We start from the raw sequence: 14,623 nt of genomic DNA, 5'->3' as shown, positions 1-14,623 counted from the left end.
TGTCCTTGTCCTTGTTCTTGTCCTTGTCCTTGTTCTTGTCCTTGTCCTTGTTCTTGTCCTTGTCCTTGTTCTTATCCTTGTTCTTGTCCTTGTCCTTGTTCTTATTCTTATTCTTGTTCTTTTGCTGGTCTTTGCGCAGGGCAAGCTCCAGGTTGTATTTTGCATCCTGGTCGTCGGGATTTCTCCTCAGGGCCTCCTTGTAGCTCTCGATGGCTTTCTCCAGGTTCTCCATGCGGTAATAGCTGTTTCCCATATTATAGTATGACTTGGCGCCAAGGGCCGTATCCTTGATGCCTGCTGTTTTTTCGAAGTCCTGGACCGCCTCCTTGTACTTGTTCTGCTTGAAGAGGGCATTGGCGATATTGAAAAGGGGGATGTCCCACTGAGGCTTGAGGCTCATGGCCTTCTCGTACTTCTTTTGCGCCTCCTGGTATTTCCCTTTTTCAAAGTCCTTGTTGCCCGAGCGGATCGAGGAATAGACCGATGCCCGCAGAGGCGCCGACAAGAGCAGCACCTCAAGGATCACGAGCAGGGAGAGCATAAGGAGCTTACTGTGCCTCGGTGATTTGTGCACGTTTCCCTCCTTTTGTCTCAGAAATAAGGGCCTCGATGACAAGAAGCACGAGAGCCATGAAAAGAGGATACTGGAAACGCTCAATATATTGTTTTTGGAGTAAGGTGCCGAATTCCTTTTTTTCCATACCGAGTATGGTGTTCGCAATGGCCATCATGCTTCTCTCGTCATAGGAAGCCCTCAGGTACATGCCGCCGGTGGACTGGGCCAGCTCCTTGAGTGATTTCTCGTCGAGCTTTGAGATCACAATCTTTCCCTTGACATCAGTTTTGGGAGCGATTTTCGCGTTCTCGGCGTTTTTCAAGGGGATCTCGGTGCCTTCAGGGGTGCCCACACCGATGGTATAGATCCGCACATGTTCCCTGGCGGCAAGCTTTGCGGCGTTAAGGGCGTCACCCTCGAGGCTCTCGCCGTCGGAGAGAATGATGAGGGCCTTGGAGCCTTTCGCCCCGCGGGGATAGCTTTTCACGGCAAGATCGATGGCATCGGCAAGCGAAGTGCCCTGGATGGGGATTGACGAGGGATCGAGGTCGTCAATGTACATTTTCACCGCGCTGATATCGATGGTGAGGGGGCACTCAATATATGCGGCACCGGAGAAAGCAATCACCCCGATCCTGTTCCCCTGGAGGTTGTCAGCCATCTTCTTGAGAAGGGTCTTTGCAAAGGCGAGCCTCGAGGGCTTGTAGTCTTCAGCGAGCATGCTCTGCGAGCAGTCAATGGCGATGAAGACGTCAACCCCCTTGCTCTGGATGGTTTTTTCCCTCTCGCCCCACTGGGGGCCTGCGAGGGCAAGGACCAGGAATATGACGGCAAGCACCACCAGAAGGGCCTTTACCTTCTGTTTCCTGAGGCTGAGCAGAGGGGCAAGCCGTGAGAATGATTTTGCGAAGCGCTCCTTTGCCTTTCTTTTCCTGTCAAACATCATCACGTAGAAGATAATGAGCAGGGGGACAAGGAGGAGCATGGTGAGTGATTCAGGAATGGCCCAGCGCATAGTCTCCCCCCTTTATGGTATTTTTCTCAGGATGCCCTGGCTTGTGATGATCTCGACAAGGAGCAGGGCCAGGGCCGGCCAGAGAAGGTATTGGTAAAGCTCCCTGTAGTCAATGTTGACTCTGGTCCTGGTGACGGTTTTTTCCATACTGTCAATGGTCTTGAAGATCCTTGAAAGGGAGGCCTCGTCAGTGGCTCTTTCAAAGGTTCCTCCGGTAATGGTGGCGATTTTGGTGAGGGTCTCCTCGTCAAGGTCCTCCTGGAGCATCACGTAACGGGTGCCGAATATCCTGTCTTCTACGGGAAATGGAGCGGGGCCTTTTTTCCCCACGCCGATGGCATATATCTTGATGCCCATGGACTTGGCCAGTTTTGCCGCCGAGAGAGGGTCAAGCATGCCCACGTTGCTCCTCCCGTCGGTGACAAGGATGATTATCTTGCTCTTGGCGGTGCTGTTCTTGAGCCTGTTCACCGATGTGGCCAGGGCGTCTCCAATAGCCGTCCCGTCAGTCTTGGTGATCCCTTCGTCCACTTCGTTGAGAAACTGGAGCAGTGATCCGTAGTCGGTGGTGAGGGGGCACACGGTGACGCTCGCGCCGGCAAAGACCACCATGCCGAGCCTGTCATCCCTCCGGCCCCTGATGAAGTCCTGCACCACTTCCTTGGCCACGGTGATCCTGTTCTTGGGCTTGAAGTCAAGGGCTTTCATGCTGGGCGACGTGTCAAGGCAGATGATGATGTCGGTGCCCAGGGAGGTTCTCTCCTCGCTCTTCTGGCCGAACTGCACCCTTGTGAGGGCGAGGATCAGGAGGGTGAGGGTCACCACTCTCAGCACCATGGGGATATGCCTGAGCTTTGCCGCGAGGGGAGAGGCGCTCTTCCTTGCCGTCTTGACCATGGAAAACCTTACGCGGGCGCTCCTCTTGCTTCCCCATTTGAGGAGAAAGAGAAGGAGGAAGAGCGGAACGATAAGAAGGATCAGGTATAAGGGATTGGCTATGTGCATCGGTGCCACCTTCCCTTCAGGCTGGCCATGGCATTATTTATTCCGGGGCTCATGCTCTGGCCCTCCTTTCTCTGCCACCTCAGGAGGCCTGATGGCTGACAGGATCTTTTCCGTTACCTGGAAATCCTCGCCGAAACGGGGCTCCTCGGGGATATACTTTGCGAATTTCACCATGTCGCACTGTGAGAGAAGGGTCCTTATGTCATTGAGCGATGTGGCGGTGAGGCGGGTCTCCTTGAGCTCCCGGTAAAGCTCGGAGGTGGTCCTGTCCAGGGCCGCGACGTCGTAGCGGTTTTCTATGTATTCCCTGAGTATCTCAGAGAGGGCGCTGTAATATTCCTTGATCCGGCCTTCCCTGAGGAGGGCCGATTCCCTGAGGGTCCTGAGCTTCTCTTCGGCAATCTCTTCCGGTGAGCGGTATCTCTCGGCGGCGAGGCTTTCTTTTCTCCTCCTTATGGCTCTTACGATGAGGTAGATGGCCAAAAGGGCGATAATGGTGAGGAGGGCTCCCAGAAGGTAATACCACCGCGGATAATCCACCTGGATGGGGGGCTTTATATCCTTGATGTCCAGGTTTTTCTGATCCTTGGGGAGGACGCTCTCGATGGTGATTTCCAGCTTGTTTGAGAGGACTTCCCTCCCGGTGCGGTCCTGCGGCGAGAGGGAATAGCGGACCGGAATGGGGCCGAGGATTTTTTTCCCCGTGGAGAAGGTGGCTATCTCGAACTGGTAGATGGTGACGATCTTCCCTTCATGGTCGTTTTTGACGGGCTTCTTGGTATTGCGGATCTCGAAGTCCCCCAGGAACTGCTCCGGGCCGGGCTCTTCTACGGTGTATTCCGGCGGTGTCGTCACCTCAAGGTTCAGGTTGATGAGGTCCCCGATTTTTATCACGTTCCTGTCCACTGAGAGCTTTGCCGTCACCTGGTCCTCTGAGGGCGCCTCAGGAGAGGGTGAAATTGACGGCATCAAGGCTGGCGAAAGAGAAGCCTGGGGCGATGGCGCCGGTGAAGCAGGAGACACCGCCTGCGAGGAGAGGGGTGTCTGCGCCCATACCGCAGGCGGGGCAAGGAGGGCTGCAAGGATGAGAAGGGCTGCTGATAGTGATTTCATAAGCTCCTCACCGCTTTCTTCTCGCACGCATCTTGAAGAAGGTATAGAGGGGATTCACGTATGACTGGTGGGACCAGATATTCACGCAGTCAACGCCTATCTGCTTGAAGAGCTTTGTGCGGCTCTCACACTCCTGCCTCACGAGCCTTTCATATTCCTCACGGAAGGCCTTGTCATTTGTGTCCACAATGAGGGCTTCGCCGGTCTCGCTGTCTTCAAATTCCACCAGTCCCACGGGAGGCAGCTCCTGCTCCCTTGGGTCCCGGAGGTTTATGGCGATACAGTCATGCCTCTTGTTGGTGATCTGCAGTATCCTTTTATAGTGATCATCCAGGAAATCAGAGATCAGAAAGACCACGGCCTTTCTCTTCGTCACGTCATTGAGAAACCTGAGGGTCTTCTCAATATCGGTGCCGCGCTCACGGGGTTCGTACATGAGTATTTCCCTTATGATGCGGAGCACGTAGCGCCGGCCTTTTTTGGGGGGGAGGTACCTTTCGGGCCCGTCAGTGAAGATGATAAGGCCCACCTTGTCCTGGTTCTTTATCGCTGAGAAGGCAATGACTGCCGCTATCTCGCAGGCGATCTCGGCCTTGGTCTTTTCCAGGCTCCCGAAGCTCTCCGACCCCGACATGTCGACAAGCAGCATGATGGTGAGCTCCCGTTCCTCGGTAAACTTCTTGATGAAGGGCTTCCCGAAGCGGGCGGTCACGTTCCAGTCAATGGCGCGTATATCGTCTCCGGGTAGATACTCGCGGACCTCGGAGAACTCCATGCCGGTGCCTTTGAAGACGCTCTCATACTGGCCTGAGAAGTATTCCTCGACAAGCCTGCTGGTCCTTATCTCTATGCGCTTGATTTTTCGGAAGATTTCCGTGTCTTTCATCAGGGGACCTCAATACCGTCAAATATTTTCTGTATGATATTCTCGGAGTTCATCTCCTCGGCTTCCGCCTCGTACGTGATGATGACGCGGTGCCGCAGCACATCCATGCCGATGGCCTTGATGTCGTCGGGAGTTACGTAGCCCCTTCCCCTTATGAAGGCATGGGCTTTCGCCGCGAGGGCCAGGTAAATCGTGGCTCTTGGCGAGCCGCCATAGGCGATGAGGGGCTTGAGGCTCTCAAGTTTGAATTTCTCGGGGAACCTTGTGGCAAATACGATGTCCAGAATGTAATTCTTTACCTTGTCATCCATGTAGATTTTCGGGATTATGGAACGGACCCTCACGATGTCGGAAGGGGTGATGACCCTGTTGACGGTAAAGGTCTGGCCTGTCGTCATGCGCTCCAGGATCCGCTGCTCCTCTTCCCGCTTCGGGTAGGTGATCCGGAGCTTCAGCATGAAACGGTCCACCTGCGCCTCGGGGAGGGGGTATGTTCCTTCCTGTTCGATGGGATTCTGAGTGGCCATCACCATGAAAGGGTCATCGAGGAGATAGGTGTTCTCGCCGATGGTGACCTGGTGCTCCTGCATGGCCTCAAGGAGGGCGCTCTGCACTTTGGCGGGGGCCCTGTTGATCTCGTCGGCCAGGATGAGGTTGGCAAAGAGGGGGCCCTTCTTGGTGGTGAATTCATGGCCCTGGGGATTGTAAATGATGGTGCCGATGAGATCGGCCGGCAGCAGGTCGGGGGTAAACTGGATTCTCTGGAATTTGCTCTGTACAATCTCGGAGAGGGTTTTAATGGTGAGGGTCTTGGCAAGACCAGGTACGCCCTCGATGAGTACGTGGCCATTGGCGACAAGGCCGATGACAAGGCGCTCGATGATGTCTTTCTGCCCCACGATGACCTTCCCGATCTCTTCCTCTATCTGCCTGACGAAGAGGCTCTCCTTTTCAACAATCCGGCTGATTTCCTTGATGTCACCTTCCATGCTCTGCTCCTTCCTCACATGACCTGGCTCGTACGGCTCCGGGGGAGTGCCCCCGCATTTCCTTTCTACAAAAACCATTATAGAGAAAAAAAAACAATTCGACAACCCTTGAAAAAAATCCTCACAGAGTATATAATTACTCTTTTATACTACATTTGTAGGAGATCCCCTCCCGGCCCCGCTGTTTACTTTTCCCCCCCTGCCGTGTAGTATATTCATGGGAGGGTCCTTTCCCCTCCCGCTCACGAGGAGCTTTTCACTTCATGTCGAAGAAAGCTCAGGGAAGGCATGTATGAAGGCTTTCAATTGATCTGCCAATAATTTTAAGGTATAATAGGGATACCATCAAACTACCTCTGCAAAGGGCGCGGTGGGTATGGCTGATACCTGGCATCACCTGGCGGTGATATTCACAAGGTGCAAGGCTCTGGGGAAGAGCGGGATCCTGCTCTTCTCTGTGGCTCTTTTTTTTGTCGCAGCCGTATCGACAGCCGCCAGGGCAGAGGATATCGGGACAGCCCAGGCATTGACGATGAAAGGGAGCGAGCTTCTCAAGGCCAATGAAACACCCCGTGCAATCGAGTGCTTTGAAAAGGCCCAGCAGGCAGCCCCGAGCTTTCCGATCCCTTACCTGCTGCTGGGCGACATCTACAAGGAATGGCTTGTCTATGACAAAGCCATAGCACAGTACAAAGGCTTTCTCCAGCTCCCCCAGAAAAATCCCGAAGTAGCCCGTTACCTTGCAGAGGTGCACAAGAAGCTCGCAGAGATTTATTTCAAGAAAGCCGAGGATGTGGAGAAAAAGAATCCCGGCGACGCGAGCGCCAGAAAGCTCAGGGAGGAGTCCCTCAAGGAATGCGAAAAAGCCCTCAAGCTGAAGTTTGCCAAGGATGACGAGAAAAAGCGCAAGGACACCTACCTGCTCATGGGCCAGAACTATCGGGGGACCGGGAGCTTCGACAAGGCCCTCGAGGTCCTCAAGCAGGCAAGGGATATTGAAAAGGACGATCCCCTCATAGGCCTCCAGATCGGCATGGTGTACATGGCAAAGAAAGATTACAAGAGCGCCAAGGAACAGTTTCTTGCCGTCAAGCAGCAGTCCGGAGGAAGGGCAGACATAGAGAAAAGCGCCGACAAGGAGCTTGACACCATCAAAAATGAGGAGATGAAAGTTTTCTTTACCTATGGCAAGTATGGAGGGGCGGGGGCTCTGGTGCTGATTATCCTTCTTGCAATACTCTTCGGACGGCGCCCGAAGAAGCGCGCCGCGGTCCAGGCCAGCATGGACGAGGGAATGGGGGCTCCTCAGCAGGAGGAGCGCAACAGTCCCGAGAGCGTCTGCCAGATGGCCCTGAAAAAGCTTCTCCAGGTCACGCAGATGCCCAAGGGTGTCGTCTTTATGCCCGATCCGGAAGAAAAGCGGCTTGTCCCCGTAAACAGCGCCTCTTTTGGCATTGACAGGAATATTGACAGCCTTGAGCTCTCCAAGGTGGACCTGAGGGAGTGGATAAGGGAGAGGGAGGGGAAACCCTTCATTTTCAAGCTGGAGCGGCGCGAGGTGAACTTTATCAGGTCCTTCCCGGATTCGGGAGATATCCTCGCAGAGCTTGAGATGCGCATTGGAGTGCCCTTTGTGGCGCAGAACAGACTGCTGGGCCTTGCCTATTTCGGCTGTGAGGAGACCAAGGACAAGCTCAAGTTCAAGAAGATTTTCGAGCAGAACCTCCCCCTTGTCACGAAAGTGGCCGGCGAAACGGCCGACCTTCTCAACGAGCTTCTTTCCAAAAAGCAGGCCATCACCGACACGGTGACAGGCCTTCATAACGAGGCCTATTTCAATGAGAAGCTCCCCGAGATTGTTGATGACGCGAGAAACAAGGGCAAGACCTGCTCCCTCATCATCGTGGAGGTTGACGGGTTCAAGGAAATAATCGAGACCTTCGGTGAGGATCATGGGGAAAAGCTCCAGAAAATGGCATCAATAGCCATCAATACCGCCCTGTCAGGCACTGGATCCATACTCTGCAGGCTCTTTGAAGCACGCTTCGGCATCATATGCCCCGATGCTTCTCTGGAGCAGGCGGTGGAGCTTGCGGAAAAATTGAAGGAAGAGATAGGCTCGGTGAAAATAGCCCGCCATATTCCCCCTTCCAAAGCGAGCGTCGGGGCAGGCACCTTCCCCTCCACCGCCATATACGCGGAAAAACTGGTGGAGCTTGTCACTGATGCGCTGGAAAAGGCGAAGAGCGAGGGCGGCAACCAGGTGCAGGTCGCCGAGAAAAAGCTCAGGACCATGGAAACCACAAGAATGACGAGGGATCAGGTCCTTGCCGCCGTTGAGCGGCGGCGGCAGGCCCGTAAGAGCCTCAAATCAGAAGGTGATGAAGAGACCCCCTCGGAGCTTCCCCAGGAAGAGCCCGCCGCCAGCCCTCCCTCATGGCGCTCCCCTCTCGCCGAGCCCGAGGAGGCGCCTTTTGAGGCTCCCAGGAAGCCCCAGGAGTTTGCCATTGAAGTCAACCTTGAAGAAAATCTTCTTCCCGAGGGATTCCCCGCAGACGGCGACGATGAGCATGAAAAGCCTTTCCCCAGGCCTGCCCGGGATGCGCTCGACAGTCTCTCCTCCCCGCAGACCCTGTCACCAGGAGCTGAACAACCCGGTATCCCGCACAGAAAGCCATGGGTGGCGCCGACAAAGCCCTCCCAGGAAGCCCCTCCCCCGCAGAGACCTGTGAAGTCAGGCCTTCTGTCGAGTCCTGCAGAGCCGGGACGAACAAGGGAGCCTCTTCCCATCCAGCCGAAACCGGATGCAGCCGCAGGGTCGGCAAAGGCCCTTTCACCTTTCGGGAAACGCTCTCCCCTGAAGGCCAACGCCTCAGACAACGGTTCTCCCTCAATAGCGCAGGGAATGGAGCAGGCCCCCCCTCCAGGGGGACCCCAGGCAGGGCCCGCAGTTCCCCAGAGGACCGGGTGGCGCTCGGGCATCAGCGGGGGTGCTTCCCCGTCACCCCCCCCTGCGGCTGGTCACCTGTCAGCGAAGGCGGGACAGAAGGCAGAAGCTTCAGGGCCCCTCAATTTTTCCCAGGAGATGAAGGAGCTTGACCACCGTGAGCCGCCGGCCTCTGAGGTTCCCGCTCCTCCCTTGCAGAGAGCTCCGGTGCCCGAGCGGAACAAGGAGGCGCCCCTCAGGCCGCATCAGCCTCAGGCGCATTCTCAGGCGGCAAAGCCTGCAGAGCAGGCTGCCGGTGCCACCATTGATCCCCTTACGGGCTTTTTTCAGCGCCAGGCTTTTGAGCAGACCCTGATTTCCGAGGCCCAGAAACTGAAGGAAAATCCCAGGGAATGCACCATGCTCTATTTCGGCATAGACGGTTTTGACAAGGTGAAAAAAGAGAGCGGGCCCGTGGCAAGAAAGCTGATAAAGGACTTCAGCGACAGGATAAGAGCCTTTGCAGAGGAAGGTCAGGTCGTGGCGGCAAGAATAGAAGAGAACGGCTTTGCTTTTTTCCTCCCCACGACACCCCTTCCCGGCGGCCAGAGCCTTGCCGGCAGGATGCAGGAGAAACTGAAAGAAGCCCCCTTTGCCGATATCCCTTACCCTGTCACCATGAGCATAGGAGTGTCATGCTATCCTCACTCGGTGAAGAGTTTCAGGGAGATTGTCATGAACTCCAGGCAGGCGATGGACCGTGCCATGAAAAGCGGCGGCAACAGCATTGAGACCGGCAGATAGCATTCTCTTGAGATAAAGGAAAGAGTCTGATGGGCATGGCGTGCGTGATTCTTGCAGGAGGAAAAGGCTCGCGCCTTATCGCCGAGAAAGGCCTTCTCGCTGTTGACAGGACCACACTGATAGAGCGTATTCATTCAAGGCTTTCCGCTCTTTTTTCATGGTTTCTGCTGGTGGTGAGTGATGAAAAACCTTACCTGCATCTTCCTTTTCAGCTCGTGAAGGACCATTATCCCGATCATGGTCCGCTTGGGGGGATATATTCAGGCCTCAGAGCTGCAGCGGTGCCATCCTTTGTGTGCGCATGCGATATGCCCTTCATCAGCAAGGACATCGTGGAGGCTCTTATGGCAAGAGCTCACGGGAATGACGTGGTGATCCCGCTGGTGAAGGGATATTATGAGCCTCTCCATGCCATCTACCGACCCTCATGCCTTGAGGCCATGAAAAGCTGCCTGGAAGGCCGTGATCTCCGCGTGGTAAGCTTTTTCGAGAGGGTCAAGGTGCTCCCTCTGGGAGAGGAACTGAGGCTTATGGACAGGGAGGACCTGTCATTTTTCAACATCAACACGCCTGAAGACTATGAAAAGGCATGCCTGATCGCCAGGGGGCTTCATGGGGGCTCACTGGCCGCACTCGGACGTAATAACTGACCACAGGGGGTTTTATGGGGCCATTTGGAATTCAGGAGCTTCTGGTGATTCTGCTGGTGATACTTCTTATTTTTGGCGCGAAAAAGATACCGGACCTTGCAAGAGCCCTGGGCCTCTCGGTATCGGAGTTCAAAAAAGGGCTTTCGGAAAAGGAAAAAACTCCTGAAGAGAAGCCCTCTGAGGGAAAAAAGTAACGTCCCGGCATCTGGCGGGAAATGGCGGTAATGATGGGTATCGGATTGCCGGAATTAGTCGTGCTCTTTGTGCTTGCTCTTCTGATTTTCGGACCCAGGAAGCTCCCGGAGATAGGAAGGTCCCTGGGAAAAGGAATCGCAGAGTTCAAGAAATTCGCCGAGGGGAGCCACTCCTTTCTTCAGGGTGAGGAAGAGCATGCCTTGCCGCTGGGAGAGGTTTCCCCCCCGCCCGTTGAGGGGGAGAGCACCCCGCCTGACGGGTCTTTGCCGGAGCAAGCCACCGGCGACGGGGGGAACACCAAGGCTGAGCAGGAGCATCTGCCTTCCTGAGAAGGAGTATCAAGAGATTTAGGGAATTTCATGATGCGATGAGGCGAGATGGTTTTATTCTGAAAAGGGAGAAACAAGGCGCTTTATGGAAGACGGAGCACAGGATACGGCAGTGACAGCCTCCCAGGACACAGATACCCCGAAGAAGATGAGAAAGGTAGTGGCAATCGGCGATCTTCATGGAGACTATTTCCGGCTCCTGAGGATCCTTGAGGAGCAGCAGCTCGTCATCCCGGGAACGACGGTGTGGAATCCTGAGAGCGATACGGTTGATCTCGTCCTCATCGGGGATTATGTTGACTGGCGCGGCGAGGCAATGGAAGGCGAGCAGGAGGAGTGGCCCCGGGGCCCCTGGAGAATCCTCCAGACGATCAAGAAGCTCTCCCGTCACGTGCAGGAGCTCCGCGAGCGATTTCCCTCTTTCCGCTCCTTTGTTCATCTCGTGCTGGGAAACCATGACGAGATGATGCTGGAGGCCCTTGGCGTCTTCGAGTTCATCACCGACGAGGATCTCCAGTTTATCATGGAGAACCCTCAGCAATACTGCGTGATAGTAAAGAAATACATGAAAGAGAAGAACCTGAGCTATGAGTCTGCCGAGATCATACTCCGTTTTCTGAACTGGTATGTCCAGGGCGGCGAGGGGACCATCAGCAGCTTCGGCGGCGTTGACGCCTGGAGAAAGGCCATGGAAGGCGAAATGGGGGAGTTTCTCCGCCATACGCTCAGGCTGGGATTTGTGATAAACGGCAGGCTATACTCCCACTCCATACCCGATAAGAAGGAGTTCTGGATGCCTGTGGACAAGGTGGATGAGCTCTCCAGCGCGGTGAAGTTCAAGGCAAAGGAAGCCTTCCTCTGGGGCAGGAAAGTATGGGGCTTCGATTACTACACGGGGATGCGCACCAAACCCTTTACCAATGAGGAGCTTGAGGAGATGATGAAGCTCATGGGCATCAAGGGTTTTGTCGTAGGCCACACCCCCATGCATAAGCTTGAGCCCGTGATTGCTTATGAGGGAAAGGTGGTCAACATCGATCTCCATGGTATGCCCAAGAGCGAGCCGTTCATTGAAATCTATTATCCCGATGGTGGATGATGACCCCTGCGACAGTTGCTGAGACGGGCAGAAAAGTTGTTTCAAGCGTAGAGAAAGTAATCATCGGGAAACACCAGGTCATCGAGCTCGTATTGTGCGCCCTTTTCTCCGAGGGGCATCTTCTCATCGAGGATGTACCCGGCGTGGGAAAGACCATGCTCGCCAAGGCGGTTGCGCGGTCCCTGGGCTGTTCCTATGCGAGGATCCAGTGCACCCCCGACCTCCTTCCTTCCGATATTCTGGGCGTCAATGTCTTCAACCAGAAAACCGGTGACTTTCTCTTCCGCTCCGGTCCAATCCATCATCATATCGTGCTCGTGGACGAGATCAACAGGGCCACGCCCAAGACGCAGTCAGCCCTCCTGGAATGCATGGAAGAGCGCCAGGTCAGTATTGATACCGTCACCATGGCTCTTCCGCGGCCATTCATGGTAATTGCCACGCAGAACCCCATTGAGACAGACGGCACCTTTCCCCTCCCCGAGGCGCAGCTTGACCGCTTCTTCATGCGCCTTTCCCTCGGTTACCCCTCTTTTGATGCAGAGAACGAGATGCTGGTGGGGCAGCAGCTTGTCCATCCCATCGAGGGCATCAAAGCCGTCGTGACCCTGGAGGAGCTCATGGCGATGCAGCAGATTGTCAAGGCTGTCCATGTTGAGGCTACGCTCCGTGAATATATTGTAAAGATCGTGCAGAAGACCAGAGACAGCTCCACACTCTCCCTGGGGGCAAGCCCCCGGGGCTCCCTTTCGCTCTTCAGGGCCTCTCAGGCCCATGGAGCCCTCAAGGGGCGGGACTACGTGATCCCCGATGACGTGAAGGCCATGGCATCAGTGACGCTCTCCCACCGCATAAAGGGCAGGTATGATTTTTCCCGGAACGGCGAGGGCCAGAGAGTGATTCAGGAGGTGCTCGGCGAGGTAACCGTGCCCGTGTAAAGGAAGAAACCTATGGTTGCAGGTATCTGTCGCATGGAGCTCCATCTGCTCGAGGAGCCCGACTCATTGAAAAAGAAGCGCGCCGTCGTGAAAAGCCTCAAGGATCGGGTGAGAAACCGCTTCGGAGCCTCCATCGCCGAGGTCGATGACCTGGAGAAGTGGCAGCGCGCCACCCTGGGCATCGCCTTTGTGACGGGCGAAAAAAAGAATGCCGAAAGCGTGCTGTCAAAAATCGCCGGCTATGTGGAAAGCGACGGCAGTGTCGAGATAATCGGGTGCATTACCGAGTATTGTACCCTTTAATTCCCCGGGGGCAGCGGTATCATTCCTCTTGAATTGGTGTACTGGGGATATCCCTGCGGAATAAGCCCCGCGCCGCTCAGGTGCCTTCCCAGGCACCAAAGCGTATAAGCCTTCTCGCTGTTGTCTGAAGTATAGCCGTAGTCGGGGATGCCGGGGTTGGCGGGACAATGGTGCTTCTTGGTGTAGTTGCCGGCATATATGGGTTCGAGGCTGTCATCGGGGTATTTGCTCTTGTTGTCAACCCAGTATACCTCCAGGGCCGCGGCGAGGTTGCGCTGATTCTGCTGGCAGGCGTTGAAGTGGGTCGTGTATTTCGCCTTCATGATCTGGGGAAGGATGATGCTTATCAGGAGCCCTATAATGGCCATGACCAGCATGATCTCAATGAGGGAGAACCCTCGCCGGGCTCCACCGGGGCCTTTCCCTGAGGGATACCTGTGATATGAAAATATATCCATTATCGTAATTATAGCAGATCCCCCTTTTTTTGTAAATTTTTTCCCCGCGCCCAGGACTGCCACCTTTTCACGGCGGCATTCCGCTCTTTTTCCTGATCGTCGAAGCAAAACCCGAAATTTTCCCCGGTGAGGTTGATGAGGGCCCAGTTGGCGGCGCTCCTTACCGAAGGGTCATTATCGCCAAGGAGGGCAATCAGAGAGGGAAGAGCTTCGCGGTCCTGATGGCGGGCTGCAAGAATGGCGGCTTTCTCCCTCACGGAGCTCTCCCTCCCGCGGAAGAGTCTTTCCCTCAGAGCCTGCGGCGGGCTTTTCCGGCTTACCATGAGAGCCTCATAGAGCGCCAGGAGTTTCTCAGGGTCTCTCTCCCTGGCTGCGGCGGTGCCTGCATTTGCGAGCTCTGACGAGGGGTCAAGTGACAGCAGCGCAATATCTGCGGAACAGCCGGTGTTTTGATGGGATGCCTGATACTCCCTGACGAGAGCGGTGGCTTTTTCCCTGTCGATGGCAGAGAGCGATTCTGTGATGGCGCCTCGCAGGCTGCTGTCTGTTTCGCTGAAGAGAAGCGCCACCATTGCAGGCAGTGCCTCTTCTGCATGGAGTGCCCCGAGAGCCCTGGCGGCCTGGCACCGCAGGGAGAGATCATGATCTCCCGAGAGGAGGGCCACAAGGGCGGGAACGGCCCTTTTTTCCTGGCGCCTTACCAGGAGGGGGATAAGCTTGTCCTTTTCCCTGTACCTGCGGTCTTCCAGAGCCATGAGAAGGGCTCTGGCGCTTCCTTCGCCTCCTTTTGTGAGCCATTCGGAGACCATGAATGTCGAGGAGAAGCGGAGCCTGTAAACAAGTACGGGAGGCTGGTGATACATGACGGTGAGCACGATGGCACCTGCTGCAGCGATAGCGAGAAAGATCCTGTCACGCCTGAGGGAGTGAGCCCAGGCAGGGCTTGTGCCCTTCTTTGCCGAGAGCATGAGAAAGTGAATGAGAAAGGCTCCCCCGGCAAGAGCTAGGCAGGGTGCCCATGCGAGAAAATGTACCGTGAGCGCCATGGGGACCATGAGGACAAGGCACAGGAGGCCTGAGGCCCCCAGGAGCCTCTCTCCCCTCCCCGCGGCACTGAAAAGAAGAAAGAGGGACCACAAGAGGAGGAGAAAGCACCACAGGGGAATAAATGGAAAGAGGTCACCTGAAAGGAGCACCCAGTACAGGGTATCGGCCCGGGCTGAGGCGGGGAGAAGGAAAAAGACTGCTGCAAGCACGATGACGGCGAGGCCGGGCTTCCCAGAGACAGAAATCTTCATGGGGAAGAGTTCTGTCTCCGCGTGCCGAACCCCTTTCTACGGCACGGTGACAGAATTCT

At 55.5% G+C, this 14,623-nt stretch carries 15 protein-coding genes; 7 read left to right on the top strand and 8 right to left on the bottom strand.

Annotation, left to right across the window (positions count from 1 at the left end):
• The 6 genes from RDV48_09015 to RDV48_08990 all read right to left on the bottom strand — a co-directional run.
• On the bottom strand, positions 1-574 hold a 574-nt coding region (locus RDV48_09015), incomplete at its 3' end, for a tetratricopeptide repeat protein (GenBank protein ID MDQ7822919.1).
• Positions 549-1,571, bottom strand: coding sequence for a VWA domain-containing protein (locus tag RDV48_09010; GenBank protein MDQ7822918.1), 1,023 nt, complete (start codon positions 1,569-1,571; stop codon positions 549-551). The genes RDV48_09010 and RDV48_09015, both read right to left, overlap by 26 nt.
• A 12-nt stretch (positions 1,572-1,583) precedes the next feature.
• Positions 1,584-2,576 carry a VWA domain-containing protein gene (locus RDV48_09005; GenBank protein MDQ7822917.1) on the bottom strand — a complete coding sequence of 331 codons (993 nt, stop codon included), beginning with the start codon at positions 2,574-2,576 and terminating at the stop codon, positions 1,584-1,586.
• Positions 2,577-2,609: 33 nt separating this feature from the next.
• Positions 2,610-3,689: a hypothetical protein gene (locus tag RDV48_09000; protein MDQ7822916.1), complete on the bottom strand. Its 1,080-nt coding sequence runs from the start codon at positions 3,687-3,689 to the stop codon at positions 2,610-2,612.
• Positions 3,690-3,696: 7 nt separating this feature from the next.
• Entirely contained in the window at positions 3,697-4,575 is an 879-nt protein-coding gene (locus RDV48_08995) for a DUF58 domain-containing protein (GenBank protein ID MDQ7822915.1), read from the bottom strand.
• A complete protein-coding gene (locus RDV48_08990) occupies positions 4,575-5,564 on the bottom strand; it encodes a MoxR family ATPase (protein MDQ7822914.1) in 990 nt (329 codons plus the stop codon). Before RDV48_08990 ends, RDV48_08995 begins: the two co-directional genes overlap by 1 nt.
• Before the next feature lie 376 nt (positions 5,565-5,940).
• Between RDV48_08990 and RDV48_08985 the strand changes: the two genes are divergently transcribed.
• The 7 genes from RDV48_08985 to RDV48_08955 all read left to right on the top strand — a co-directional run bounded on the left by RDV48_08985 (position 5,941) and on the right by RDV48_08955 (position 12,808).
• Positions 5,941-9,294: a diguanylate cyclase gene (locus RDV48_08985; protein ID MDQ7822913.1), complete on the top strand. Its 3,354-nt coding sequence runs from the start codon at positions 5,941-5,943 to the stop codon at positions 9,292-9,294.
• A gap of 35 nt (positions 9,295-9,329) precedes the next feature.
• A complete protein-coding gene (locus RDV48_08980; GenBank protein MDQ7822912.1) occupies positions 9,330-9,944 on the top strand; it encodes a molybdenum cofactor guanylyltransferase in 615 nt (204 codons plus the stop codon).
• A 14-nt stretch (positions 9,945-9,958) separates the two neighbouring features.
• Positions 9,959-10,138, top strand: a complete 180-nt coding sequence (gene tatA / locus RDV48_08975; protein ID MDQ7822911.1) for a twin-arginine translocase TatA/TatE family subunit — start codon at positions 9,959-9,961, stop codon at positions 10,136-10,138.
• Positions 10,139-10,168: 30 nt separating this feature from the next.
• Positions 10,169-10,468, top strand: a complete 300-nt coding sequence (locus RDV48_08970; GenBank protein MDQ7822910.1) for a twin-arginine translocase TatA/TatE family subunit — start codon at positions 10,169-10,171, stop codon at positions 10,466-10,468.
• A gap of 85 nt (positions 10,469-10,553) precedes the next feature.
• A complete protein-coding gene (locus tag RDV48_08965) occupies positions 10,554-11,567 on the top strand; it encodes a metallophosphoesterase (GenBank protein MDQ7822909.1) in 1,014 nt (337 codons plus the stop codon).
• Positions 11,564-12,505 (top strand): MoxR family ATPase, encoded by a 942-nt coding sequence (locus tag RDV48_08960; GenBank protein ID MDQ7822908.1) that lies wholly within the window; start codon positions 11,564-11,566, stop codon positions 12,503-12,505. The genes RDV48_08965 and RDV48_08960 overlap by 4 nt, the downstream gene beginning before the upstream one ends.
• Positions 12,506-12,538: 33 nt before the next feature.
• On the top strand, positions 12,539-12,808 hold the full coding sequence (locus RDV48_08955) for a DUF503 domain-containing protein (GenBank protein ID MDQ7822907.1): 270 nt from the start codon (positions 12,539-12,541) through the stop codon (positions 12,806-12,808).
• On the opposite strand, the gene RDV48_08950 is transcribed toward RDV48_08955, so the two are convergent.
• Positions 12,805-13,266, bottom strand: a complete 462-nt coding sequence (locus tag RDV48_08950) for a prepilin-type N-terminal cleavage/methylation domain-containing protein (protein MDQ7822906.1) — start codon at positions 13,264-13,266, stop codon at positions 12,805-12,807. The two genes, RDV48_08955 and RDV48_08950, sit on opposite strands and share 4 nt — an antisense overlap.
• 8 nt (positions 13,267-13,274) lie before the next feature.
• The gene (locus RDV48_08945) at positions 13,275-14,564 is read right to left on the bottom strand and encodes a HEAT repeat domain-containing protein (GenBank protein MDQ7822905.1); all 1,290 of its coding nucleotides are present in this window, start codon (positions 14,562-14,564) and stop codon (positions 13,275-13,277) included.
• Positions 14,565-14,623 lie beyond the last annotated feature (59 nt).

Source organism: Candidatus Eremiobacterota bacterium, assembly GCA_031082125.1.
GTDB lineage: Bacteria > Vulcanimicrobiota > CADAWZ01 > CADAWZ01 > Ess09-12 > Ess09-12.
This window is presented reverse-complemented; position numbering and strand designations above follow the sequence as displayed.

Excerpts from the sequence above, each read along its gene's own strand:
- RDV48_09010 (MDQ7822918.1), bottom strand. The coding sequence starts at position 1,571 with ATGCGCTGGGCCATTCCTGAATCACTCACCATGCTCCTCCTTGTCCCC.
- RDV48_09005 (MDQ7822917.1), bottom strand. The coding sequence starts at position 2,576 with ATGCACATAGCCAATCCCTTATACCTGATCCTTCTTATCGTTCCGCTC.
- RDV48_09000 (MDQ7822916.1), bottom strand. The coding sequence starts at position 3,689 with ATGAAATCACTATCAGCAGCCCTTCTCATCCTTGCAGCCCTCCTTGCC.
- RDV48_08995 (MDQ7822915.1), bottom strand. The coding sequence starts at position 4,575 with ATGAAAGACACGGAAATCTTCCGAAAAATCAAGCGCATAGAGATAAGG.
- RDV48_08990 (MDQ7822914.1), bottom strand. The coding sequence starts at position 5,564 with ATGGAAGGTGACATCAAGGAAATCAGCCGGATTGTTGAAAAGGAGAGC.
- RDV48_08985 (MDQ7822913.1), top strand. The coding sequence starts at position 5,941 with ATGGCTGATACCTGGCATCACCTGGCGGTGATATTCACAAGGTGCAAG.
- RDV48_08980 (MDQ7822912.1), top strand. The coding sequence starts at position 9,330 with ATGGCGTGCGTGATTCTTGCAGGAGGAAAAGGCTCGCGCCTTATCGCC.
- tatA (MDQ7822911.1), top strand. The coding sequence starts at position 9,959 with ATGGGGCCATTTGGAATTCAGGAGCTTCTGGTGATTCTGCTGGTGATA.
- RDV48_08970 (MDQ7822910.1), top strand. The coding sequence starts at position 10,169 with ATGATGGGTATCGGATTGCCGGAATTAGTCGTGCTCTTTGTGCTTGCT.
- RDV48_08965 (MDQ7822909.1), top strand. The coding sequence starts at position 10,554 with ATGGAAGACGGAGCACAGGATACGGCAGTGACAGCCTCCCAGGACACA.
- RDV48_08960 (MDQ7822908.1), top strand. The coding sequence starts at position 11,564 with ATGATGACCCCTGCGACAGTTGCTGAGACGGGCAGAAAAGTTGTTTCA.
- RDV48_08955 (MDQ7822907.1), top strand. The coding sequence starts at position 12,539 with ATGGAGCTCCATCTGCTCGAGGAGCCCGACTCATTGAAAAAGAAGCGC.
- RDV48_08950 (MDQ7822906.1), bottom strand. The coding sequence starts at position 13,266 with ATGGATATATTTTCATATCACAGGTATCCCTCAGGGAAAGGCCCCGGT.
- RDV48_08945 (MDQ7822905.1), bottom strand. The coding sequence starts at position 14,564 with ATGAAGATTTCTGTCTCTGGGAAGCCCGGCCTCGCCGTCATCGTGCTT.